At 52.4% G+C, this 22,633-nt stretch carries 22 protein-coding genes and 1 pseudogene; 17 read left to right on the forward strand and 6 right to left on the reverse strand.

Annotation, left to right across the window (positions count from 1 at the left end; translation table 11 throughout):
* Positions 1-43 precede the first annotated feature (43 nt).
* Positions 44-256, forward strand: a complete 213-nt coding sequence (locus tag ACOQPU_RS03030) for a hypothetical protein (protein ID WP_420643653.1) — start codon at positions 44-46, stop codon at positions 254-256.
* On the opposite strand, the gene nadD is transcribed toward ACOQPU_RS03030, so the two are convergent.
* From nadD to ACOQPU_RS03045, 3 genes are read right to left on the reverse strand one after another with little or no spacing between them, the layout of a single operon-like run.
* Positions 253-861 (reverse strand): nicotinate-nucleotide adenylyltransferase, encoded by a 609-nt coding sequence (gene nadD, locus ACOQPU_RS03035; protein WP_420643654.1) that lies wholly within the window; start codon positions 859-861, stop codon positions 253-255. The genes ACOQPU_RS03030 and nadD overlap by 4 nt on opposite strands.
* Positions 854-2,116, reverse strand: coding sequence for a GTPase ObgE (gene obgE, locus ACOQPU_RS03040; protein WP_420643655.1), 1,263 nt, complete (start codon positions 2,114-2,116; stop codon positions 854-856). Before obgE ends, nadD begins: the two co-directional genes overlap by 8 nt.
* Position 2,117: 1 nt before the next feature.
* Positions 2,118-2,639 (reverse strand): YceD family protein, encoded by a 522-nt coding sequence (locus ACOQPU_RS03045; RefSeq protein ID WP_420643656.1) that lies wholly within the window; start codon positions 2,637-2,639, stop codon positions 2,118-2,120.
* Positions 2,640-2,714: 75 nt separating this feature from the next.
* On the opposite strand from ACOQPU_RS03045, the gene rdgB reads away from it, so the two are divergent.
* Positions 2,715-3,326 carry an RdgB/HAM1 family non-canonical purine NTP pyrophosphatase gene (gene rdgB / locus ACOQPU_RS03050; protein ID WP_420643657.1) on the forward strand — a complete coding sequence of 204 codons (612 nt, stop codon included), beginning with the start codon at positions 2,715-2,717 and terminating at the stop codon, positions 3,324-3,326.
* A 185-nt stretch (positions 3,327-3,511) separates the two neighbouring features.
* Positions 3,512-3,901, forward strand: coding sequence for a response regulator (locus ACOQPU_RS03055; RefSeq protein ID WP_420643658.1), 390 nt, complete (start codon positions 3,512-3,514; stop codon positions 3,899-3,901).
* 59 nt (positions 3,902-3,960) lie between these two features.
* On the opposite strand, the gene ACOQPU_RS03060 is transcribed toward ACOQPU_RS03055, so the two are convergent.
* Positions 3,961-4,779, reverse strand: a complete 819-nt coding sequence (locus ACOQPU_RS03060) for an alpha/beta fold hydrolase (protein WP_420643659.1) — start codon at positions 4,777-4,779, stop codon at positions 3,961-3,963.
* 88 nt (positions 4,780-4,867) lie between these two features.
* Here ACOQPU_RS03060 and murA point away from each other — a divergent pair, with 88 nt between their 5' ends.
* From murA to jag, 7 genes and pseudogenes are all read left to right on the forward strand, one after another.
* Positions 4,868-6,160: a UDP-N-acetylglucosamine 1-carboxyvinyltransferase gene (gene murA, locus ACOQPU_RS03065; protein WP_420643660.1), complete on the forward strand. Its 1,293-nt coding sequence runs from the start codon at positions 4,868-4,870 to the stop codon at positions 6,158-6,160.
* A 261-nt stretch (positions 6,161-6,421) separates the two neighbouring features.
* Positions 6,422-6,553: pseudogene (gene rpmH / locus ACOQPU_RS03070) on the forward strand (50S ribosomal protein L34); the annotation flags it as partial.
* Between the two features lie 112 nt (positions 6,554-6,665).
* Positions 6,666-7,025 (forward strand): ribonuclease P protein component, encoded by a 360-nt coding sequence (gene rnpA / locus ACOQPU_RS03075; protein WP_420643661.1) that lies wholly within the window; start codon positions 6,666-6,668, stop codon positions 7,023-7,025.
* Between the two features lie 87 nt (positions 7,026-7,112).
* A complete protein-coding gene (gene yidD, locus ACOQPU_RS03080; RefSeq protein WP_420643662.1) occupies positions 7,113-7,322 on the forward strand; it encodes a membrane protein insertion efficiency factor YidD in 210 nt (69 codons plus the stop codon).
* Between the two features lie 158 nt (positions 7,323-7,480).
* A complete protein-coding gene (locus tag ACOQPU_RS03085) occupies positions 7,481-8,563 on the forward strand; it encodes a PQQ-binding-like beta-propeller repeat protein (protein ID WP_420643663.1) in 1,083 nt (360 codons plus the stop codon).
* A 156-nt stretch (positions 8,564-8,719) separates the two neighbouring features.
* Entirely contained in the window at positions 8,720-9,652 is a 933-nt protein-coding gene (locus ACOQPU_RS03090) for a YidC/Oxa1 family membrane protein insertase (RefSeq protein WP_420643664.1), read from the forward strand.
* A gap of 119 nt (positions 9,653-9,771) precedes the next feature.
* Complete coding sequence (jag, locus tag ACOQPU_RS03095) at positions 9,772-10,560, forward strand: RNA-binding cell elongation regulator Jag/EloR (protein WP_420643665.1); 789 nt, start codon at positions 9,772-9,774, stop codon at positions 10,558-10,560.
* 60 nt (positions 10,561-10,620) lie between these two features.
* On the opposite strand, the gene ACOQPU_RS03100 is transcribed toward jag, so the two are convergent.
* Together ACOQPU_RS03100 and ACOQPU_RS03105 are read right to left on the reverse strand one after the other, a co-directional pair.
* Complete coding sequence (locus tag ACOQPU_RS03100; RefSeq protein ID WP_420643666.1) at positions 10,621-11,658, reverse strand: LVIVD repeat-containing protein; 1,038 nt, start codon at positions 11,656-11,658, stop codon at positions 10,621-10,623.
* A gap of 141 nt (positions 11,659-11,799) precedes the next feature.
* The gene (locus ACOQPU_RS03105) at positions 11,800-12,951 is read right to left on the reverse strand and encodes a cystathionine gamma-synthase (RefSeq protein WP_420643667.1); all 1,152 of its coding nucleotides are present in this window, start codon (positions 12,949-12,951) and stop codon (positions 11,800-11,802) included.
* A gap of 254 nt (positions 12,952-13,205) precedes the next feature.
* On the opposite strand from ACOQPU_RS03105, the gene ACOQPU_RS03110 reads away from it, so the two are divergent.
* From ACOQPU_RS03110 to ACOQPU_RS03140, 7 genes are all read left to right on the forward strand, one after another.
* On the forward strand, positions 13,206-16,319 hold the full coding sequence (locus ACOQPU_RS03110; protein ID WP_420643668.1) for a DUF2723 domain-containing protein: 3,114 nt from the start codon (positions 13,206-13,208) through the stop codon (positions 16,317-16,319).
* 63 nt (positions 16,320-16,382) lie between these two features.
* On the forward strand, positions 16,383-17,465 hold the full coding sequence (locus ACOQPU_RS03115; protein ID WP_420643669.1) for a potassium channel family protein: 1,083 nt from the start codon (positions 16,383-16,385) through the stop codon (positions 17,463-17,465).
* A gap of 62 nt (positions 17,466-17,527) precedes the next feature.
* A complete protein-coding gene (locus tag ACOQPU_RS03120; protein ID WP_420643670.1) occupies positions 17,528-18,355 on the forward strand; it encodes a class I SAM-dependent methyltransferase in 828 nt (275 codons plus the stop codon).
* On the forward strand, positions 18,352-19,110 hold the full coding sequence (locus tag ACOQPU_RS03125; RefSeq protein ID WP_420643671.1) for a class I SAM-dependent methyltransferase: 759 nt from the start codon (positions 18,352-18,354) through the stop codon (positions 19,108-19,110). Before ACOQPU_RS03120 ends, ACOQPU_RS03125 begins: the two co-directional genes overlap by 4 nt.
* Positions 19,111-19,279: 169 nt before the next feature.
* Positions 19,280-19,927 (forward strand): hypothetical protein, encoded by a 648-nt coding sequence (locus ACOQPU_RS03130; protein WP_420643672.1) that lies wholly within the window; start codon positions 19,280-19,282, stop codon positions 19,925-19,927.
* Positions 19,928-20,074: 147 nt separating this feature from the next.
* Positions 20,075-20,968, forward strand: a complete 894-nt coding sequence (locus tag ACOQPU_RS03135) for a helix-turn-helix transcriptional regulator (RefSeq protein WP_420643673.1) — start codon at positions 20,075-20,077, stop codon at positions 20,966-20,968.
* Between the two features lie 166 nt (positions 20,969-21,134).
* Positions 21,135-22,466, forward strand: coding sequence for a VCBS repeat-containing protein (locus ACOQPU_RS03140; protein WP_420643674.1), 1,332 nt, complete (start codon positions 21,135-21,137; stop codon positions 22,464-22,466).
* Positions 22,467-22,633: the final 167 nt, after the last annotated feature.

Raw genomic sequence — 22,633 nt, forward strand, 5'->3', positions numbered from 1 at the left:
TGACCAGGAATTTAATTGTCACAAGTACGAAAAGGAAGAGAGTATGAACGTGCGCTGTAACTACTGCCGTCAATCGTTTAATTTAAGTCGCGATTATCTGGTTGACGCGCTGGCAAAGTCCGGTGAAAAGAAGCAAAAATACCACACGGTTGAATGTATCAACTGCCGCAAAATGATTAAGGTGCCAATGGCCCAAATGAAGCGGTATGCACCTCAACCATCTAGCGAGGAAGGAGACAAAGATACGGCCAATTAACCCAGATAGAGGTGTTTTTCGTGAATATATTCAGCAACGGCCGTTGGCAACAGATACCTCGGTTCATTTCCATTTTTCACCCAGCGACGAATGGCTGTAGCTGAGATGGAGAGCGTGGGGCCATCTAGCATGTCTACGGCCGTTTTGATGTTAGGAACGGCCGTAGACAAATCAGCCCAATCAATCTCTGCCCCAGGTCTTGGCAATACCCCCAACCGACAGTGCTGAATGAGTCGCCCTGGCTCTACCCAAGTAGGCAAATCACGCAGCGAATCTCCGCCAATGAGCAGCCAAAAATCAGCCTCAGGGTGTGACTGCTGCAGCAACGGCAGTAGGGATACGGTGGTGTGCGGCGCAGGCCGGGTGCAATCTGTCGTGTCCAGGACAAAGCAGGGATTATCTTGAATTGCCAGGGAAATCATTTGGAGACGGTGGAAAACGGCCGTAATGATCTGCCCTTGCTTATGTACCGGGTCCCCCACCGGCAAAAACAGCACCTTGTCCAGATTTAGCTGCACCCGCGCCAGCTCTGCTAACCACAAATGCCCCCAATGTGGCGGATCAAATGTTCCCCCCAGTAGCCCAATTCTGGATTTTTTACTCACCCCACTCCAGCTCTTCTTCGCCAATGTAAACCAAATCGCCTTCCGTCACCCCCGCTTCTGTAAGTGCTTGAGAAATGCCCATCGTCTCTAAAATCTTCTGAAAACGAATCAATGTTGAGTCAAATTCAAAGTAAGTCATGGCCGCCACACGCTCAATTTGCTTGCCGTGTACACGCCAGCCATCCCCCTCCCGTTCTATGGTGAACCCTTCCTCATTTTCAGCCCGGATGACCGCAATTTCATCATCGTGGCGGGTTTTGGCAGGTGGAGCTTCATCTAACATGCGGCGTACGCGGTACAGCATTTGCCGCACGTTTTGCTGCGTTGCTGCAGAAATGGACATGAACGGATAGCCAGCCTTCACAATCTGTTCTTCAATGAGCGGCTCCCAGGCAACAGCATCTGGTAAATCCATTTTGTTGAGGACGACAAGCTGCGGCCGTTTCTCCAGCGCAATGTCGTACAAAGCCAACTCCTGGTTAATCATCGCCCAATCTTCCAGTGGCTCCTTTGCCGAACCATCCAGCAAGTGAATCAACACTCGCGTGCGCTCCACATGCCGCAAAAAGTCATGTCCCAGACCCACACCGCTGGCTGCCCCCTCAATGAGGCCTGGAATGTCGGCAACGACAAACGTCTCAAAATCATCAAGCTCCACCACGCCCAAATTGGGCTGCAAAGTAGTAAACGGATAACTAGCTACCTTGGGGGTGGCCCCGCTAATCACCGACAGTAGCGTCGATTTGCCTGCGTTCGGCACCCCCACAATGCCCACGTCCGCAATGAGCTTTAGCTCCAGCGTCACCCACAGCTCCTCACCCGGCTCACCACGCTCGGCAATGCGAGGGGCCTGGTTAACGCTGCTGGCAAAATGGATATTGCCCCGTCCGCCCTTGCCACCTTTCAGCACGGTGATTTCTTGCTCTTCAGAGGTGATGTCCGCCAACACCTGGCCTGTTTCTGCATTCCGAATGACCGTGCCGGTCGGCACCTCAATCCGCAAAGGTGCGCCTCGTTTACCATTACGCTTTTGTGTACCGCCATGCTTGCCATGTTCTGCCTTAAAGTGTGCCTGGCGATTAAACCGCATTAGGCTGTTTAGATGGCGGCTGGCAGCAAAAATGATGTCGCCGCCGTGGCCACCATCGCCGCCGTCTGGGCCACCAAATGGCACGTGCTTCTCGCGGCGAAAGCTCAACATACCGTCGCCACCGTTGCCGCTGCGTATGTATATTTTGGCCTGATCAAAAAACATCTTAATTATCTTTAGAATTGAGCAACTGTTGCAATGCACTTAAGCGCTCATTGATTGGATTGGCTTCACAGCCGCAGTCTGCTATGTTGAGATTTTGCCCGCACTCCATGCACAATCCCTGGCAATCTACCCGACAAACGGGTTGGATGGGCGTTTCTAGCACAGTTAGCTCGCGTACAAGGGGAGCTAAATCCATAAATCCGTCTTCACCAATGCTGTATTCGCCTTCCGGTGCCGTATGGGCCGGGTAGTAGAATAGGTCATCCAGCTTCATATGGATTGGTACGGTGGCTTCTTCTAGACAGCGCACGCATTCACTGAGATGCGTGCTGTTGAGCGTACCACTAAGGTAGACACCTTCAGAGGTGCGCGTGGCGGTAAAGGTACCAGCCAGGGGACTCAGGGTTAAATCTTCTACCTGAATGGTGGGGTAACTCAGTTCAATTGTCCGACTTGTGCCTAGGGAGGCTTCTAAAAAGAAGCCAAAGTTGAAGCGCAGTCGGGAAGGGCGTTTACTTGTCATGGGGGTCCCTCCCTTCGGAAAAATTTAGGAGTGGAGTATAACATACGCCTTTAGAAACAGGAAAAAGGCTCATAAATGACAAAACTTTTGGTAGCAACCCATAACAAAGGCAAATTACAAAATTTTGCTGATATGTTGACTGATTTGGAGATTGAGTGGCTCAGCTTAGATGATGTAGGCGTGACGCAAGATGTTGAGGAGACAGGCAGCACCTTTCGTGAGAATGGTGTTCTCAAAGCGAAGGCATACGCGGCGGAAACTGGCTTGCTGACGCTGGCGGATGATTCTGGTTTGGAGGTAGATGCGCTCGATGGGGCACCTGGGGTTCATACGGCCAGGTATGGCGGTGCGGGCTTAACGGCCGTTCAGCGATACCAAAAACTCCTTGAAGCTATCCAGCATGTGCCAGACCCGGCGCGCACGGCTCGCTTTCGCTGCGTTATTGTGCTGGCCGCTCCCGATGGCACTATTTTGGGCGAATCTGAGGGTGTGTGTGAAGGCACGATTGCGCTGGCACCTGTTGGCAACGGCGGGTTTGGGTATGATCCCATCTTTTATTTACCAACGCATCAGCAGACAATGGCCCAACTAAGCCCGGCTGAAAAACACAAGATTAGCCATCGCGGGCGGGCGGTGCAGGCCATTGTGCCGCGTTTGCGTACCGTGCTGAAAAGCGGCACTGGTTAGACCTGTTGCCAGAAATAAACTGTAAATTGAGCTACGGTTGTAATGTGTAAATACCTAACACTCATTGTGTAGCAGTTTGATCGATTGTGCTGCGGGATGATTCACAGAAAACGGCCGTTTCTTCCGGCATACTAGAGACATATTGGCAAACAAACATGTTCTTTAGAAATTGAAGGAGGCATCAGATGAGGGCGGTTTTAGTGGTAGATGATAATACGGCCGTACGAATGATTCTTAGCGATTTTCTGACAATGGCTTACCCAACGGCTCGTGTGCTGCAAGCAGAAAATGGTGCCGAAGGGCTGGCTCTGGCGCAGGAAGAACATCCCGATGTGGTATTGATGGATGCCGAAATGCCCGTTTTGGATGGCTTTGCTGCCGCTCAAAAGCTGCGCGAAGCGGATGACACACGAACCATTCCTATCATTGCCATTTCTAGCGGTGCCAGCAACAATGAACTGGTGACCGGCTTGCGCAGCATCGCCGATGATTCCTTGCCCAAACCGTTTACGGCCGATCAGCTCCTGCAAACGGTATCTGGCGTTTTGTCCAAACGAACCATTGTGATGAATTGAGCTAGCTTAGCAAAAAAGAAGATGATTGAACGGGCGTTTCTTGTGAAAACGGCCGTTTTTTATTGCCAGCCCCTCGCAAAATTCTGCACCAGTTGAGCCACTTTCCCAGCTGCTTCCAGCATCATCATGTGCCCCGCTTGTTGAACGAGCGCAAACGTTGCGTTCGGCAGCGTTTCTGCCAAAGACTTGCCAAATTTGGGCGGCGTCATCTGGTCATTTTCGCTGCTGATTACCAATGTGGGAAGCGTAATCTCTGGCAATTTTTCACGCAAATCAAACTGATCACAAGCCAAAAAATCATCCAGCAGGACGTTTGTTGGGCACCCCAATAGCATCTGCCGATTTTTATTGAGCATGTCTGCTGAGGGCATGCTGCCCCAGAAAAATTGATTGAGCAAGTCAACGACCGTTTCTACATCCGTGCTGATAGCATCCAAAATATGGGGTGAAACGCGCAGTTTGGCACTGGTGCCCAGCAAAATAAGCCCCGTGACGCTAGGCGGGGCAGCCAACCCAATCTGCTGCACAATCGCGCCGCCCATTGAATGCCCTAGCAACACCACATTTTGCAACGACAATGCCTCAATAAAATCGAGCACGTCTTGAGCGTAGGCGGCAATTGTTTGGCGACCGGGTGGGTGGGAACGGCCGTGTCCTGGCAGATCGATGGCGTAAACGGCCGTTTGTGGCAGACGGCGCAGCACTGCGGGCCAAACCAAATGTGAACCGCCCGCTCCATGTATGAGTACTATCGTCTGTTGCGCATCATCAGGCAGATGCGCTGCATAGAAAAGCGTTGTTTTAGGTAACTGAATCATCGGCATAAGCAAAGTGTACAAATCCCCTTTCTTTAGGGCAAAAATTATTGGTTTAGTCATCTGTGAGCATTCGTTTTACCAATTTGTGCGCTGCTGCCCTGCCCGTTAGAATTCAGTTCGGAAGAGAAGCAAAGAAAAGGGAAAAATCATGGAACGATTTGTTATCGAAGGTGGCCACACGCTTAGCGGCACGGTGAAGGTCAGTGGCAATAAAAATGCTGCCCTGAAGCTGCTGCCGGCTTGTTTACTTACCGACAGACCCATTATTCTGCATAACATTCCGCGCATTCAGGACGTTATTTTTACACTCGATTTGCTCGCTGATTTAGGCGCAGAGGTGACAGACCTGGGCGAGGGTAGCTGGCGGGTTCATGCCGCCAATATTCACAAAACAGATCTGGACAGCACCCTCGCCAGCAAGATTCGGGCTTCCTTTGTGTTTTCTGGGCCGATGCTGGCGCGGATGGGGCAGGTGACGCTGCCGCTGCCGGGGGGGGATGTGATTGGCGGACGGCCGTTGGACACCCACATTACGGCGCTAGAGGCTTTAGGAACGGCCGTTGAAATGCAAGAGCGCGGCTTGTTCCACATGAATGCCGACGGGCTGCATGGGGCAGGCTATTTGCTGCTGCCAGAAGCCAGCGTTACCGCTACGGAGAATACCGTCATGGCCTCAGTGTTGGCCAAAGGCGAAACCGTCATCGACAATGCCGCTTGCGAGCCACACGTGCGCGATCTATGCCAATTCCTGAACAGCCTAGGAGCCAAAATTGAGGGCATTGGCAGCAATCGTCTGACTATTCAGGGTGTAGACCGCCTCGGCGGTGGCGAATTTCGCATAGGATCTGATTTTATGGAAGTGGGGAGCTTTATTGGCGCAGCGGCCGTTACCGGGGGTGAGATTCGCATTCAGGATGCCCAGCCCAATAATTTAGGCATGATTCGTATTGTGTATGAAAAATTGGGTGTGCACTGGCATGATGACGGCAATGACATTGTGGTGCCTGCCAACCAATCCATGCAGATAAAACCGGCGTTAGGCGGCCGTATTCCAGAAATAAAACCGATGCCTTGGCCTGGCTTTCCACCTGATTTGATGAGCATCGCTGTGGTCATTGCTACCCAGTCTACGGGTTCTGTGTTGCTGCATGATTGGATGTATGAGAGTCGTTTTTTCTTTGTGGACAATCTGACGTTTATGGGCGCACGCATTGTGCTGTGCGATCCGCACCGGGTAATGATTCTAGGTGGTAATCAACTCAATGCTAGCCCGCATGGCGTGCCCAGCCCGGATATTCGGGCCGGTATGGCGATGGTTTTGGCGGCTTTGTGCGCCAAAGGGCAAAGTACCATCCACAATATTCAGCAAATTGATCGGGGATACGAGCAGATTGAGCAGAAATTGCAAGGTTTGGGGGCAAAAATAGTGCGTGTTTCATAAGTTTGGAGTCGATTTTTGCCCTAAATTTATTTGACCGCCCTCTGTGGCTTGGGTATAATTTTCTGTCGTTTTACAGATGGACATTTTTTAAACTGAGTCGATAACTTATTCAGGGCTTTTTGTAAAAGCGGGCAAGTTTTCGAAAATAAGTAGCGTCGTTTTTCCCGCTTTTACTCAAGTAATCGGTAAAAACCATGGTTTGCTTATCTCAAAATCTTTTTGCCGATTACATATGCCCTGCTTTTTTTAGGAGAACTACCTATGCCAAAGCGTACATATCAACCAAAAATCCGTCGCCGGAAGCGCGTACATGGTTTCCGGCAGCGCATGAAAACGAAAGGTGGCCGCAAGGTTTTGAAGAACCGTCGTGCCAAAGGGCGTCAACAGCTCACCGTGAAGATGAACGAACACGTCAAGCGTATTAACTGGAATGGTTCGTCGGCAACGGCTTACCGTGCCAAAAAGCGTTTTGGTGGTGGGTAATACAGCTTCGGTTGTCTGATGTATGCTGCCACAGCCGCATCGCCTAAGCCGCTCTGCTGATGTTGCCAATGTGCGACAGCAAGGGCGTGCCTTTCGTCATCCGCTGTGCATACTGCTGGTGAAGTCAAAAGGAAATGGGGCGAGCCGGTTCGCCTTTGTGGCGAGCAAGCGTGTGGGTAAGGCAGTGGTGCGTAACCGTGCCAGACGTTTACTGCGTGAAGCAGTTCGTTTGCATTTAGGAGATATTCAACCGGACTGGGATTGTGTGTGGATTGCACGGCCGCAACTGCCTAAGGCAGCTTTTGCCGAGGTGGAAACGGCCGTTTTGCAATTGTTGACCCAGGCGAAACTTCTGACAGACGTTGCTCGTACTGGGCAATAGTTCTGCAGAGATTAACAAATTATTGAAAGTGGAAACATTTTTCGCAATTTCTACCTGTTTTTCTGCGGAAAATTGTATGATGTTCGCATGAAAACAATTGCTCTATTTATAATTCGTTTGTACCAACGCACAATCTCCCGCGTGACGCCACCAAGCTGCCGTTTCCACCCAACCTGTTCCCATTATGGTTACGAAGCGATTGAAAAATACGGTTTTATGAAAGGTGGCTGGCTGGCACTCAAGCGTATTGGTCGCTGTCATCCCCTGAATCCGGGTGGCTATGATCCGGTTCCGTAACCTGGCCTAAGCGGCCTTATTAACTACTCAATTTGCGGAGGCATTCTTTGTTCATTGCAAAACGGCCGTATTCACGGCTTACATTATTACTTTTACTCTTGGCGACGTTTGTCTTAACGTCATGTGTAGGTGCTGGGACTGCCGCCAACTGGCCTGGAATGTCTACTGATGGCGAAAATATTTATGTCGCTTACGGTCCCGGTGTGGTTGCTATTGAAGCAGAATCCCAAGATTTACTTTGGTCTTATCGGCCAGAAAATGCATCTTTGTTCCTTTATGCCCCACCTTCGGTTGAAAACGGTACGGCCGTTCTCGGTGATTTTGGCGCAGCCCAAGGGCTTTTCTCCCCCCAAACAGTCGTTTCCATTTATGGCGTAGATGTCAGTGGGCGTGCAGCGCAATCGCTGTGGACGCGCAACGATCTAGCCTCAGATCGCATCATTGCAGGGCCCCTGCAAATTGATGGTGTCGCTTACGTTGCCACCGCAGACAATTTGCTGCTGGCTCTCGACGCTGAAACTGGAGATGAGCTGTGGCGTTTTGAAGCCGGTTTCTCTATCTGGGCCCAACCCACATATTACGAAGGCACCCTCTTTATCTCCTCTTTGGATCGAAGCGTGTATGCAATAGATGCCAGTGATGGTAGTGAAAAATGGGCCGTAGAATTAAGCGGGGCCATGTCGGCGCAACCGCTGGTGAATGCAGCAGAAAATCTTATTTATGCTGCCAGCTATGATCGCTCTGTACATGCTTTGGATATTGATAGTGGCGAAGAAGCGTGGCAGGTAGAAGCAACAGATTGGATATGGAGTGCACCCGCGCTGGCAGATGGTGTGCTTTACTTCGGCGATAGCAGTGGAAATGTGTTTGCAGTGAATGCCGCCAGCGGTGATGTGCTGTGGGAAAGTGGTGTCCATGCCATGAACACGGTAGCTGGTGCTACACAAAATCCGCCCCTGGAAATTAAAGGTGCAATTCAAGCCAGCCCGGTTGTGCAGGATGGCGTTGTCTACTTTGCTTCGCTAGGCAACGAGGAAAGCGAAGAAGGATTGCTCGTTGCAATGGATATAGCTACAGGGAATGAGCTGTGGCAAACAACCACTCCCGCCCCTCTTTTCTCTGATCCAATTATTATTGGTGATATGATTGTGGTTGCCTTACAAAGTGAAGCTGGCATTTTGCAAGGGTATGAGTTAGATGGTGGTCGCCTAAGCTGGAGCTATCAACCACCGGAATCTTAAGCAATATTGGTTGCATTTTGCCGGATAATTGATTGAAACAGGTGACGACGCGCTGGTAAATTCGCCATTACGCATCGTCTTATTTAGAAATCGGGAAGTTCTTATACAGAACAAAGTCGTTTTCCCGCTTTTACGCAAACAGGACTTAATCACCTTATGTGGGATTTATTAATCATCAATCCAATAACCAACGCACTTTTGTGGCTGTATGATATTTTAGGCAACAATTTCCTGCTGGCTCTGACGGTTTTTACTATTTTCACGCGTATTTTAATGTTGCCGTTAAACTTGCGGCAGCAGCGCAGCATGGCAAAAACGCAGGAAATGCAGCCACAGATACGGGCCATTCAGCAAAAATACAAAGACAACCCGCAAAAGATGCAGGAGGAGTTCCAGAAGATTGGCTACAATCCTGCAGAAAGCTTAAGTGGTTGTTTGCCTTTGTTGGCAACCATGCCCATTTTGTTTGGTTTGTTCCAAGTGTTGCGATTGGTATTAGATGCAACACCACAAAATTTGTTTGATTTGACCCAGCGTGTTTGGTCCTTTATCGACCTGACTGATTTGCTGCCAATTGAAAGTAACTTTTTGTGGTTGAATTTGGGTCAACCAGACCCGCTGTACATTTTGCCGATTTTGGTATTTGCAACCATGTTTTTGCAGACCCGGTTTACAACACCGTCATCTGCCAATAAAAACAACGACAACAAGAAAGGTGGCAATAATCAGCAAGATGATCCAACGGCCGCAATGACCCGGTCGATGCAGTATACAATGCCAATCATGTTTGGCTTCTTCTCCCTATCCTTCCAGTCTGGCTTATCAATCTACTTTGTACTGTCAAATATCATTGGCATTGCCCAAGGGTTTTACACTCGGCGCGTAATGGAGGCAGAGAAAGAAGCGTTAGCCCAGGAGAAAGATCTGAAGGCAATGGGAATGAAGGGAAGTACCGAGATTCCTGAGGCTCAAATGCCAAAGGAAAAACCATCGCCAAGTACAACAAATACGAAACGTAAGGCTACACAGGGGAACGGCAGCAAAAATCGCAGTCAGTCCAAGCGAAAGCGACGCTCGGCTAAGCGGTAAGTTGAGGGAGCCATCCTCAGATAAGTTATTGGTATAGATGGATGGCTTTTGCGTACCCGGCCAGTTGCCCCACTGACTCTGGGCATCTGGTGTGTTTAGCAAGAATTTGAGAGGAAACTATGAGTAATAAACGCGAAATCGAGGTCCGGGGAGCGGATGTTGAAAAAGCAGTTGAAGCCGGTTTACAGCAGTTAGGTGTAAAACGAAATGATGTCATTATTGATGTGATTGACGAGGGGAGTCGTGGATTACTAGGTATTGGCAGCCGGGAGGCTGTGGTGCGGTTGGTTGCCCTCTCTGCGCCGGAACCCCCGCCTGCGCCAAAAGTGGCACCTAAGCCAGCGGCAAAACCAGCAGTGACACCAGCATCCGTAACAGAAACGGCCGTTTCTACCACCGCCAGCAGCAATGGGAATGATGTTGAGGTGATTGAAGCTGATGATGAGGAAGGCGCGGCTGCCGAGGAAGTCATTGGGGCCTTGCTCGTCAAGATGGGCATTGAAGCAGAAATATCTACCTCTATTTCTGAACCGGATGATCTGACAGGTCGTAAGGTTCACGAGCTGGATATTGAAGGTGACGATTTGGGCGCACTCATCGGGCCGCGTGGCGAAACCTTGAACGCGATGCAATACTTGGCGCGTTTGATGGTGGGCAACCAGTTGCAGCGACGCGCTTCTTTTGTGGTAGATGTTGAAGGGTACCGCAGGCGGCGGCAACAAGCATTGGCCCGTTTGGCTGAGCGCATGGCCAAGAAAGTGGTCACGCGGCGACGCCCTGTGAGCCTGGAGCCAATGCCGCCACATGAGCGGCGCATCATTCACATGACTTTGCGCGAAAATGATGATGTGTACACACAAAGTTCAGGCGAGGGCAAGCGGCGCAAGGTTCGCATTTTGCCCAAGTAGCAACAACTAGAGATTGAAATTTGCAAGACCAGAGAAGCCCTCTGGTCTTTTTTTATGCCGCTAGGGTGTGGCTGTTGGTTGCGGGAAAATCTGCGCCGGGTAGTCGGTGGCATGGTAGCCCAGCAACTTGGGGGCTGCTGTGTTGGTCACATCTACAATTTCGAGTCCGCTCCAGCCTACAAGATAGATACGGCCGTTTCGCAAAGCAAGATCAGTTAGCTGGTTGGATGTTGGGTAGATGCCCAGAAGCGTCGGGTTGGTTGGTTCACTGACGTCCATGATGTGCAGGCCGTCGAACTGGGTCACGTAGGCAATGGTGCCGTCAACTATAATTTGGGCAGGGTAGAGGAAGCCGTTGTTGAGTTCGTAACGGCCGTTAATCTGCAACTGGTCTAAATTTGCCAAATCGGTTGCCCACATCCCCTTGCCGGTGCCAAAGGCGTAGCCATTAGACAAGGCTACATCGTACGCTGGAATTTGGTTTGTTTGAAAGTGGGCGATTTGTGTAATAGCTTTGGGGTCATCCAAAGTAAATAAATTGAACCCGCCCCCACAAGAGCCTGTGCGGAAATTGCAGCCACCCCAGCTTGCAACCATCTGTTCGCCGCTGCGCATCAGGGTGTTCCCCCCTTCAAAAAACGTGGCCAAGTGACGCGGTGCTTCTCGGTTTCTCACATTGATGATGTCGATATAATCGCGGGTGGCAAGGTAAACGAAGTCGCCGTAAAGAACCAAATCGGTGGGGAGACCTTTGGTGTAAAAATGACCGAGATTCTGCGGCTGGGCAGGATTGCTGATGTCGGCGATTTGCAGCCCTGCGTTTGGTGGCCCGGAGCGGCTGTCCCAGCTTGAGGCGTTGGTGGAATGGGCAATGTAGAGGTAACGGCCGTCCGTCTCCACCTTCATCACATTGCCCGGCAACTCAATTTCCGTAACAAATTGGGGCGCAGTCTCGTTAGCGACGTTGATGACCTTCACCTGATTTTGGTAAGCTGTGTAGGCAAAATCACCGTGTAAAAAGCCTGTGGCGACGGGTTCCCCCTTTTGACAAGCGGTAATAATTAGCAGCAACAACATAAAAATCGTCCAACGACGCATAGCAGCCTCCGGTTTGTAAGTTTGGATGGATAGATTGTCTGGCGAGGAGGGGTGTGGAACTGAACGGCCGTCTGGCGGGTTTGCACCGATTAGCGAATGATGTGGCTATAGGGGCAACTCGCGAGTTGCCCCTACGACAGGCTAAAGTTGATTCAACACAGTTTTCAAATCGTTGATCAAATCCTGGGCATTTTCGATGCCGACGGAAACGCGAACCAGGCCAGGGTCTACCGCCAGCGGCGAATCGGCCACGGAGGCGTGGGTCATGGGGGCGGGCAGCTCGATGAGCGATTCCACGCCGCCCAGCGATTCGGCCAGGGTGAAAAGCTGCGTCTCGCGGGCGACCAGCCGGGCGGCTTCTTCACCACCGTGCAGCACGAAGGAAATCATACCGCCTGGCCCCTTCATTTGCCGCCGGGCCAGTTCATATTGTGGATGGCTGTCCAAGCCGGGGTAGATTACCTCAGCAACGGCGGGATGATCCGCCAGGGATTGAGCCACCAGCATCGCATTGCGGCAATGTTGCGCCATCCGAATCGCTAATGTTTTGATGCCGCGTAAGGTGAGGAAGCAATCCATTGGCCCCGGTACGGCCCCAATGGCGTTTTGCAGGAATTTGAGCTGATCATAGATTTGTGTATCGTTCAAAACAATGGCACCGCCGACCACATCAGAATGGCCGCCGATGTATTTGGTGGTGCTGTGCAGCACAAAATCTGCCCCCAGTGCCAACGGCCGTTGCAGGATGGGCGAGGCAAAGGTGTTGTCTACACCGAGCCATGCCCCCACATCGTGGGCAATCTTGGCAATGGCGGCGATGTCTGTCAGGCGCAGCATGGGATTGGTGGGGGTTTCTAGCCAGACGAGTTTGGTGTTGGGCTGCATGGCGGCGGAGACGGCCGTTTCATCCGTCGTGTCGGCAAAGGTGAACTCAATGCCGTAGCCAGACAGCACCTTGTCGAATAATCTGAACGTGCCGCCGTACACATCATTGCCAGACAGCACGTGCTCCCCAGGCTTGATCAGTCGCAAAATTGTGTCGATTGCCGCCATGCCGGAAGCGAACGCGAGAGCGTGGTTGCCGCCTTCCAGCGCAGCTAAGGCCCCATGCAGGGCGGTACGGGTGGGGTTGTCGGTGCGCGAATATTCATACCCTTTGTGTTGGGCTACATCTGGCTGGGCATAAGTGGAGGTTTGGTAGATGGGCGTCATCACTGCCCCGGTTTGCGGGTCTGGCTCCACCCCTGCGTGGACAGCCAGCGTTTCCAGATGGAAATTGTGTGATTGGGTCATTTGGGTTGAACTCCTTTTTCGGTGTTCGATAAACGGTGTTTGGTAATCTGTGTTCAATTATCAATAAATGTTGCCCGATTGTATCAACATTTGCTGATTTTGTTGGCTAACTTTATACGAAGGAACGAAGGCAGGAAGGTAAAAAGCCTTTATTTTCTTCGTTTCACGGTTTCTTCGTTTCTTTGTAATAAAAATTCAAAACGTGCCAATAAGCATTACCGAGGCGGTGCTGGAAAGGGTACAATAGGCGGCGTATGGATACCCAACACCAGCCGCCAATTTCTGCTACTTCTGCCCGAATTTCTTTTTTTACGACCCATCTGACCTTTTTTTCTTTAACCTTTGTTGGCTGGTTGGCAGCAAGCCGCATCTTGTATGAAGGCTTATTTCCGCGCTGGCTCTGGTTGGGACGGCCGTTTTTCACCCTCACCTTCACTGCAATTCTCACTTTTGTCACCTGGCTGTTCTGGCAGCGCAGCTGGCCAAAGAGCGTGTCGCCTATTGTGCTATCGTCGCTGCTGCTGAATTTGATTTATTTAGCTGATCCGCTGGTAGATTTGGGGCGCAGCCGCCTAATTTTTGGCGCATCGCTCTGGCTGTCATTGCTCATCTGGGCGAGTCAGCGTTGGCAAAGGAGCGTAGACATTTGGCGTTGGCTGGGGCCGTTGCTGGTCGCACTCGCGCAGCTGCCTGTTTACCTGAGTACGATGTCGCGCACGGTGGGGCAGGCGGATACGTTTGAATTTCAGGTGGTGGCGCCGCAGCTAGGCATTGCCCACCCGACGGGCTACCCGCTTTATTTGCTGCTAGGCAAGCTGTTCAGCCTGATCCCATTTGGCTCGGTGGCGTGGCGGATCAATGTGGGAACGGCCGTCCTGGCAACCATCGCGCTCATCTTCTTTTTTAAGTTTTTGTGGGAGCTGTGGGGTGAGGTGGAAACGGCCGTCCTCGGTGCAGTTGTGATGGGGCTGACCAGCACCTTCTTCAGCCAGGCGATTGCCGCTGAGGTGTATGCGTTGCATGCGCTGGTGGTGTGCGTTGCGCTGTGGTTGATGAGGCGGATTGGAGATTGGAGATTGGAGATGGGAGATGGGAAAAGTCACTCATTTTCTCTGCGTTCTTCGCGCTCTCTGCGGTTAAATTTGCCCTTGTTGGCCTTTGTGATTGGGTTGGGATTAACGAATCATTTAACGACGCTGTTTTTGCTGCCGCCTGCCGGCGTGGCCGTTTTGCTTGTTTTGTTTGGAGACAGGGGAAAAAACGGAACACAGAGGAACACAGAGGAGACACAGAGTTTCACGGAGAAACAGAATACCGATTACCGTTTTTCACTAAAACTAATAGTTGCGTTTGGCCTCCCGCTTCTGCTCTACCTCTATCTCCCCCTACGCTGGCAGGCGGTGAACGGGGAACCAATGGGGCTGAGTCGCTTTGTAGATTGGGTAATTGGCGGCCGTTTTCAGGGGGCGTTGCAGTGGAGTGCGTGGCTGAATGATTCAGCGCGGTATGGCATTGTGGGGCGGCTGTTTGTGGAAAATTGGGGCGAATTTAATTTGGCGCTGGTGCTGTTAGGGCTGGGTTACTTAGTTTGGCGCAACTGGCGCGTGGCCGCAATTTTGTTGGTCACTTGGCTAGGGTTTACTTTTTACTGCCTCAACTACTACGTCCCCGATTTGGCCGTCTTTCTCATTCCGGCACAGTTGGTAGTGGGATTATTGTGGGCAAGTGGGCTGACGGCCGTTCTCCAAACCATCACACGCCGCCTGAACCATGAAAACAAGCCGCTGGCACCATTCGTGCAAACGGCCGTCTTGCTGCTGCTCCTACTGCCCACGCTCATGCTGGTGGTGAACAACCAGACGCGATTGGATAGCTCCATGGCGGACGGCCGTACCGCCTGGGGCTTGGGTGTGTTGCAGCAGCCGCTGGCCGAAAACGCTGCCATTTTGGCCGACAGCGACAAATTCCCGCCGCTTTACTACTTGCAGCAGGCAGAAGGCATTCGCCCTGATTTAGACATTATAGTACTGCCAGATGAAGCGGCTTACCGAGCGGAACTGGATGCACGATTGGCCGCTGGGCAGACGGTCTATCTGGCCCGATTTTTGCCGGGGCTGGCTGGGATTTACCATTTACGCGCGGTAGGGGCGTTGACGGAAGTGAGCAAAGAGCCTTTACTGGAACGGCCGTCCACGACCAATTCTGTACAGTACAGCTTTGGGCCGATGCAGCTAGTGGGCTTAGGCATCGAACCGCAAGACCCCAGCGACTCCACGGCTACGGCCGTCACGCTAGTTTGGCAAACCGACACCCAGATTAGCGAGACCTGGCACATTTTTGCCCGCTGGGCGGGGACAAATTACGAGGGCGCGCCCGATGTGGCCACCGGACAGCACGCCGTCCACAATAATTACCCCACCGTGGCTTGGCGACCCGGCGAGCTGGTAGTGGACGTACACAGTTGGCCCCGCCCGCTGCTGGCCGAGGCGCAGATGCTGGATTTGCAGGTGGCCGTCGCGCCACCATTTATGCCGCTGGCGGAACTGGCTTGGCAAACCGTTGCCAGCCACGACTTTGCCCCTGCGTCAGCTCGCCAACTGGCTCAGCCGATCCGGGCGCAGGTGGGGACGGCATTGCTAAAAAGCGTGGACATCCCTGCGCAAATCCGCCCAGAAACGCCGCTGCCAATTTTACTAGCAGGTGAAGGCAGTTCGGCGGGACTCAACTTTGTACTGCGGGAGAGTGTGCAGCCGCAACCGCAACCCGGTTTGGCTCCAGAAACGGCCGTTCCCGCCAACCAATCCTTCACCAACCAATTCACCGTCCAAACGTCAATGGAAAACGGCCGTTACCAACTTTTGGCAGAGCATCCCAGCAGGCAAGCGCAATGTGGCTGGATGCGCCCTGTGACCAATTTTTGCGTCGTGGGGGAAACATTAGTGAGTGGTGTACCATTGCCAGAAGGGGCAACAAACTTTGAGGACAAGATTGCCTTGCTGTCGGTCGATTTGCCCACCCGCAGCTTGCAGCCAGGTGGTTTGTTAGACATCATGCTCACCTGGCAAGCATTGGCTCCACTAGTGGAAGATTACACGGTATTTGTGCAGGTGCTAAACGCCAATGACGAAATTGTGGGCCAGATCGATAGCTGGCCAGTGCAGGGAACGTTTCCCACCAGCCAATGGGCACCGGGCGAAGTAGTTGAGGATCGGCATCAGGTGCAGTTGGCGGGTAAGCTGCCTGACGGCGCATACCGGGTGCAGGTGGGCTTTTACTTGTTGCAAACGCTGCGCCGACTTTCGGTTTTGGATGGCACGGGAACGGCCGTTGATGATAAACTGCTGCTAACTGGCTTCACGGTGGAATAAAATTTAGCCACAGAGAACACAGAGAGTGAAGAGAAAAACTCTGCGTTCTGTAGTAAAAAACAAATGCAGGCAAGAAATCAAAAACGCAACACGCAGAAAAGAAACGGCCGTTTCCGGCGCATCCGGGCCGTTTGGCGGGACACCCTGCTGCTGGTGCGGGAATTTATACGGCCGTTGCTCTACTTCATGCTGGCCATTGTTGGCGGTGGGTTGCTGTACTATTTGCTCGCCCGCGAATTTAACGAGGCCGTGGGCAGCCGCAGTTTGGTCGAAGCGACTTACCAGGTACTCGGCCTTACCTTTTTGCAGCCGCTGGGGGACAATCTGCCAGATCATTGGCCGCTGCAACTGTTTTACTTCATCATGCCGCTCATTGGCATCTCCATTTTGGCGCAGGGATTGGCTGATTTTGGCATTCTTTTTTTTAATCGGCACGAACGCAGCAAGGAGTGGGAAATGGCTGTTGCCTCTACGTTTCAGGATCACATTGTTTTAGTGGGTTTGGGGCATCTGGGTTACCGAGTAACCCAAAAATTATACGAATTGGATCGAGACGTTTCTGTGATTGAGCTGAATCCAGAGGATGATTTGATTGTGGAAGCGCAGGCGATGGGTATCCCCGTGTTAAAAGATGATGCGCGGCGTGAAGTGGCGTTAAAAGGGGCGGGCGTGCCTAAAGCCCGTGCCATCATTTTATGCACCCAAAACGACAGCATGAATTTGCAAATCGCGTTCAAGGCACGTCGTTTGAATCCGCAAATTCGGGTGGTGCTGCGTATTTTTGACGACGATTTTGGCCAATCGCTGCAAGAGCAGTTTGGCTTTCGGGCGATGAGCGCGACAGGGATGGCGGCTCCCACTTTTGCCGCTGCTGCCGCCGATGTGGATGTGACGCGCCCGATCACGGTGGAAGGGGAGGCATTGAGCCTGGCGCGGCTAAAGCTGAGCGGTAAGTCTGGTTTGCTGGATTGTTCCGTCTCGGAAATTGAGCAAAATTATGACGTGAGCGTAGTGCTGCTGCGGGAAGACGGCCGTTCCGATTTTCATCCCGCTGGCGAACGCACCCTTCAACCCAATCAAGTACTCGGCGTCCTGGGTGGCCCTGAGCAGATCAACCGCCTGGTAGACGCGAATAACGATCGGTAAAAACAGTATTCAGTAAACAGTGCTTAGTGAATCAGTTCTGGCAACTGGCAAAGGGAGAAAGTATGAACAGGCAAGACCCTTTTAGAGATTCAGATTATTTGCAGAAAAATCAGTATAAGGACAGCAGTAATTTGGATGCGCGGGCAAATTTGCATCGTAAATTTAGTACGGCCAAGGTGCGTTGGCAGCCTTGGGCGTTCGACCTGCTGCGGCTGGAGCCGGGAATGCGCGTGCTGGAATGTGGCTGTGGCCCCGGCTGGCTCTGGCGCGAAAACATCGACCGCCTTCCCGATGGCTGCGACATTATCCTAACTGATCTCTCACCAGGCATGGTGGCCGAAGCTGAGGCTGCGTTAGCAACTAGCAACCACCGTTTTGATTTTCAGCCTTCAAATATTCAGGCATTGGATTTTGCGGACAGCACGTTTGACGTGGTGGTCGCTAACCACATGCTGTACCACGTGCCGGATTTGGCGCAGGGATTGGCTGAGGTGCGGCGGGTGCTTAAGCCAAACGGCCGTCTCGTTGCCGCTACCAACGGGGATAACCATATGAAAGAGCTGCCGCTGCTGATTCCAGAAGAACTGCGGCAAAAGGCTGCCTCGCTGCGGATGCGGGGGGAGGCTGGGCAGCTACCGTTTCGTCTGGAAAACGGCCGTTCCCTGCTGGAACCATTTTTTGCCCAAATTGACCTGCATTTATATGAAGACAGTTTATGGGTAACTGAGGTGGAGCCGCTGCTGGCTTACGCTTTTTCCATGCTCAAACCGGGGGTAGACGTGCCGGAAACGGCCGTTGCCCAACTGCGCGACTTGTGGGCAGCGAAAATAGAAGCAGATGGGGGCATTCACATCAGCAAGCATTCCGGCGTGTTTGAAGCATATAAATGAGCCACAAGCCTACCCAGCGGTTCTCCAATAGGGTGGAAAATTATGTAAAGTATCGGCCGTCATATCCAACGGCCGTTTTAACCTGCTTGCGGGATGAGTGTGGTTTGGAAGAAACGGCCGTTATTGCCGACATTGGCTCCGGCACGGGAATTTTGGCGCGGCTCTTTTTGGAGAATGGCAACCGTGTTCTGGGCATCGAACCCAACAAAGAGATGCGCGAAGCAGGTGAGGCATATCTGGTCGAGTTTGCCAACTTCACTAGCATCAACGGCACGGCCGAAGCCACAACCTTGCCGGATAATTCTGCAGATTTTGTGACGGCAGGGCAGGCGACTCACTGGTTTGATCGGGAAAAGTCATTGCCGGAGCTGCGGCGTATTTTGCGGCCAGGTGGCACCATTGCCTTTGTATGGAACACGATGGCGTTCGACGACTCGCCATTCATGCGGGGGTACGAGCAAATGACGCTGCGCTACTTTGATGGGAAGCCGAGCCGCAAAAATGAGATGCGCGGCAATGTGATGGCTTATTTGGGGGAAGGAACTCAGGTGCGCCACTTTGCCCATGAGCAGCAGTTTGATCTGCCGGGGATTACTGGGCGGCTGCTTTCAACCTCCTACGCACCACTGGCGGACGATCCACGCCATGAGCCGATGCTGGCGGAGTTGGCGGCTTTGTTTGCCGAGAATGTGGGGGTAGACGGCCGTATCCGTTTCCGCTACACCACCGAACTTTACTTTCGCCAATTCGTTTGATTTTCCAGCGTTTCGCAGATTAGCCGAAACAATGTCAGCGATTAAAGATTCCTATCAATACGTATGCTTTGCCACACAATTTCTTAACAATTCCAAACTATCATGGACGTAATTCAGTAAGGCATCACCTAAACAATATTTGTTAGGTGAGTTGAGATAGGAGTCAGACATGAAACGTTCTATGATAGTTGGGCTAACAGTTGTGGCTGCACTGTGCGCTGTGACGGCAATCGCCTGGGCTAATAACGGAAATACTAACCCTGTATTGAACGATACGGAGCCAGTGGAAGCTGTATTGGATATTGGGGTGGAAACGGAAACGGCCGTTTTCCAAGATGAACCCGTCGTACCCACCAGACCAAACTTTGTTGATGAAGACGGTGATGGCGTTTGCGATACATGCGGTAATGTCCCTGGTAACGGCAGCGGCCAAGGTAATCAGTACGGCAACGGCGCACAGGGCAGCAACTTCGTTGATGAAGATGGCGATGGCGTCTGCGACACTTGCGGCAATGTTCCTGGCAGTGGTCAGGGCAACCGATATGGCAACGTCCCCAGCAACGAACAAGGTAACTGGCACGGCAACGGCGCGATGGGCGGAAACTTTGTTGACGAAGACGGTGACGGCGTTTGCGACATCTGCGGCAATGCCCCCGGCAGCGGACAGGGCAGCAACTTCGTTGATGAAGATGGCGACGGCGTTTGTGACATCTGTGGCAACGTGCCAGGTAGTGGACAAGGCAACCAGAACCATCGACAAGACGGACAAGGCAACCGTCATGGACGTGGTGGTCACGGCCAAGGTGGTTCTAACTAGTTTGTGTCAAGGAAGCATCAGTTGTTCAGGGAGCGATTACCCGATCGCTCCTTTTTTTGCACAAACCCTCTAATGACCCTGTAATGTCACTATAAAGAAACTCTGCTACACTTTGCCAAACGAATTGACATTTTGGTGAGGTGTGGCATGAATTCTTTCGATACGCTTTTGTATAACGGCCGTATCGGCCAGATTGGTCGCTTTGTTTGCCCCCCCTGGCATCCCAAATTTCCCAATACCGGTCCCATCCGAGGTGCAACCATTGTTTTCCCTCGCACCAGCGTTACCATTACCCACGTTGGCAAACGCGCTGTTGTTGGCGACCCGAATGTGGTGATGTTCTACAACAAAGGCCAGCAGTACACTCGTGGCAAGCTGTCTGAACAGGGGGACATTTGCGACTGGTTTGGCTTTGCGCCACAGATTGTCATTGAAGCGTTGCGCACTGTTGACCCCCACGTAGATGACCGCTGGAACCAGCCATTTTTATTTAGTCACGGCCCCAGCACCAGTAAGTTATATTTGCAGCAGCGGCTGCTGGTTGAAGCGTTGAGCCAGCCAAATCCCCCCGATCTGTTTTATGTAGAAGAAAAGATGTTGGCCATTTTGCATGAGGCGATTCAGAGTCGGTATCAGTGGAAACGGCCGTCGTGCAAAAAAAGCCCCTCCACCCGAAAAAGCCACGCCGAGCTGGTTGCCGGAGCTAAAGCGATTCTGGCAACCCGGTATGCTGAACCGCTTTCGCTAGAAACGCTAGCAGAGGCTTTGTACAGTTCCCCATATCATTTATGCCGCGTTTTCCGCCAGCAGACGGGGCAGACCATTCACAAATACCTCAACCAGATGCGGCTCCGTGCGTCGCTAGAGTTGGTGGCAGCCAACGAGACCTCTTTGATGGAGCTGAGTTTAGCGTTGGGCTATGCCAACCACAGCCATTTTTCGGCTGCGTTTCGCCGCGCGTTTGGCGTGCCACCATCCCAGCTGCGACAAAACCCCTCAAACAAACTTCTGCAAAAAATGAGCAATTTTTTGACAGTTTGATTGCCTCATATTGCGTATCCTGTTCCTGACAACAACTTGAATTTGGCCACAGACTTGTGCTGAGCGCAGTCGAAGTAGGAAAGAGCTATGAGAATTGAACTCTTTTCTCAAAATCCTCTGCGCTCTCTGTGGCAAAAATTATCAATTTCACAACGGAGGATACACAATGACGAGAAAAAGAGTGTTAACTGTTGGCAGCCTAGGTGCTGCCCTGCTTTTGTTGATCACATTGGCGATGGGTGCGGCGGCAAACGGCCGTATCGCTGAGCCAGATGCCAATGTGCTGTACCAACTGGATGGTGAGCAGTTGGCTGATGGGTTTGGCTGGATTTCGATGGATTTGGGCGACATTACCGGCGACGGCATTGATGATTTGCTCACCACCGCGCCATTTTACATTGATGATGCTGGAACGGCCGCAGGCAAGGTATACATTTACAGCGGTGCCGATGGTGCGCTGCTGCACACCATCACGGGAAGCAGCGGGGCAGTGTTGGGCTACAGTGCCAACACTGCTGGCGACGTAAATGGTGATGGCGTGCCAGATTATGTGGTAGGCGCCATCACGGGCAGCTATGCTGAAGTGTATTCCGGGGCTGACCATAGCTTGCTGCTGCGTCTGGATGGAGAAGGGGGCGACTGGTTTGGTTCGGCTGTTTCCGGTGCCGGGGATGTGAATGGTGATGGCTATGCGGACCTCATCGTAGGGGCGCGATTTGCCAACGCGGATGCCTCTGGCGCAGCCCGCCTGTTTTCTGGGGCTGACGGCACGCTGCTGTGGCGGCAAGATGGGCCTGTAGCCAATGCCCAGCTCGGTAGTGGCACTGGTCTTGTTGGTGATGTAACCGGTGATGGCGTACCGGATCAGGTAATGGGCGCAATGAACGCCGGGCCATTTAATGGCGGCGAGGCGTACGTCTTTTCTGGCGCAGATGGCAGCTTTGTGTATACCCTTACCCCGAAGGTGCCGGAAGATGCGGTTGTGTTTGGCCAATTCTTTGCCTCTGGCGCAGGGGATTATGATGCAGACGGTACCCCAGACATTTTTGTCGCAGATTATGCAGCTACAGTGAATGGCAATGCAGGTACTGGGAATGCGTTTGTTTTCTCCGGGGCAGACGGCCGTCGGTTGGCAACCTTCAACGGTCGTGAACCGGGTGGAGGCTTTGGGCCAGGCCGTGCCTCTTCTGACTTTACAGGGGATGGCTACGGTGATTTGGTGATTGGTGCCTGGACGTCCAGTGCAGCCTCGGCTGCTGGCGGCCAAGTGCTAATCATCTCTGGCAATGGCCCACGCTCTGCCCAGGTGGTGCAAAAAATCACGGGCAACATCGCCGGGGACAACCTGGGCGTCGATGCCATTCCGCTGGATGATGTTGATGGGGACGGGCAGATGGACTTTGTAGGAACGGCCGTCGGCAACAACTTCTTCGGTCTGGATATAGGCCGCGTCTTTGTCGTGGCTGGTGGACAAAACCAGCCAGTTCGCACGCCGTAACAATTCTCGTGCAACCCTGAACTGGCAGTCCTAAACCCTGAAAGATGGGAGTCGATTAACTTTAGGACTGCCAGTCCTTATTTTGAACCAAATCCCTTTCGCAAATTTCCCCAAGAACTGTGGGACAAAAGAATTCCTGGCGGCCTTGTGATGGCCGTTTCGAGCCT

Origin of the sequence: Candidatus Leptofilum sp. (genome assembly GCF_965223285.1) — a bacterium.
GTDB lineage: Bacteria > Chloroflexota > Anaerolineae > Promineifilales > Promineifilaceae > Leptofilum.

Bases quoted from the DNA above. Each gene is read 5' to 3' on its own strand.
- ACOQPU_RS03030 (WP_420643653.1), top strand. From the start codon at position 44: ATGAACGTGCGCTGTAACTACTGCCGTCAATCGTTTAATTTAAGTCGC.
- obgE (WP_420643655.1), bottom strand. From the start codon at position 2,116: ATGTTTTTTGATCAGGCCAAAATATACATACGCAGCGGCAACGGTGGC.
- ACOQPU_RS03045 (WP_420643656.1), bottom strand. From the start codon at position 2,639: ATGACAAGTAAACGCCCTTCCCGACTGCGCTTCAACTTTGGCTTCTTT.
- rdgB (WP_420643657.1), top strand. From the start codon at position 2,715: ATGACAAAACTTTTGGTAGCAACCCATAACAAAGGCAAATTACAAAAT.
- ACOQPU_RS03055 (WP_420643658.1), top strand. From the start codon at position 3,512: ATGAGGGCGGTTTTAGTGGTAGATGATAATACGGCCGTACGAATGATT.
- ACOQPU_RS03060 (WP_420643659.1), bottom strand. From the start codon at position 4,779: ATGACTAAACCAATAATTTTTGCCCTAAAGAAAGGGGATTTGTACACT.
- murA (WP_420643660.1), top strand. From the start codon at position 4,868: ATGGAACGATTTGTTATCGAAGGTGGCCACACGCTTAGCGGCACGGTG.
- rnpA (WP_420643661.1), top strand. From the start codon at position 6,666: ATGCTGCCACAGCCGCATCGCCTAAGCCGCTCTGCTGATGTTGCCAAT.
- yidD (WP_420643662.1), top strand. From the start codon at position 7,113: ATGAAAACAATTGCTCTATTTATAATTCGTTTGTACCAACGCACAATC.
- ACOQPU_RS03085 (WP_420643663.1), top strand. From the start codon at position 7,481: ATGTCTACTGATGGCGAAAATATTTATGTCGCTTACGGTCCCGGTGTG.
- ACOQPU_RS03090 (WP_420643664.1), top strand. From the start codon at position 8,720: ATGTGGGATTTATTAATCATCAATCCAATAACCAACGCACTTTTGTGG.
- jag (WP_420643665.1), top strand. From the start codon at position 9,772: ATGAGTAATAAACGCGAAATCGAGGTCCGGGGAGCGGATGTTGAAAAA.
- ACOQPU_RS03100 (WP_420643666.1), bottom strand. From the start codon at position 11,658: ATGCGTCGTTGGACGATTTTTATGTTGTTGCTGCTAATTATTACCGCT.
- ACOQPU_RS03105 (WP_420643667.1), bottom strand. From the start codon at position 12,951: ATGACCCAATCACACAATTTCCATCTGGAAACGCTGGCTGTCCACGCA.
- ACOQPU_RS03110 (WP_420643668.1), top strand. From the start codon at position 13,206: ATGGATACCCAACACCAGCCGCCAATTTCTGCTACTTCTGCCCGAATT.
- ACOQPU_RS03115 (WP_420643669.1), top strand. From the start codon at position 16,383: ATGCAGGCAAGAAATCAAAAACGCAACACGCAGAAAAGAAACGGCCGT.
- ACOQPU_RS03120 (WP_420643670.1), top strand. From the start codon at position 17,528: ATGAACAGGCAAGACCCTTTTAGAGATTCAGATTATTTGCAGAAAAAT.
- ACOQPU_RS03125 (WP_420643671.1), top strand. From the start codon at position 18,352: ATGAGCCACAAGCCTACCCAGCGGTTCTCCAATAGGGTGGAAAATTAT.
- ACOQPU_RS03130 (WP_420643672.1), top strand. From the start codon at position 19,280: ATGAAACGTTCTATGATAGTTGGGCTAACAGTTGTGGCTGCACTGTGC.
- ACOQPU_RS03135 (WP_420643673.1), top strand. From the start codon at position 20,075: ATGAATTCTTTCGATACGCTTTTGTATAACGGCCGTATCGGCCAGATT.
- ACOQPU_RS03140 (WP_420643674.1), top strand. From the start codon at position 21,135: ATGACGAGAAAAAGAGTGTTAACTGTTGGCAGCCTAGGTGCTGCCCTG.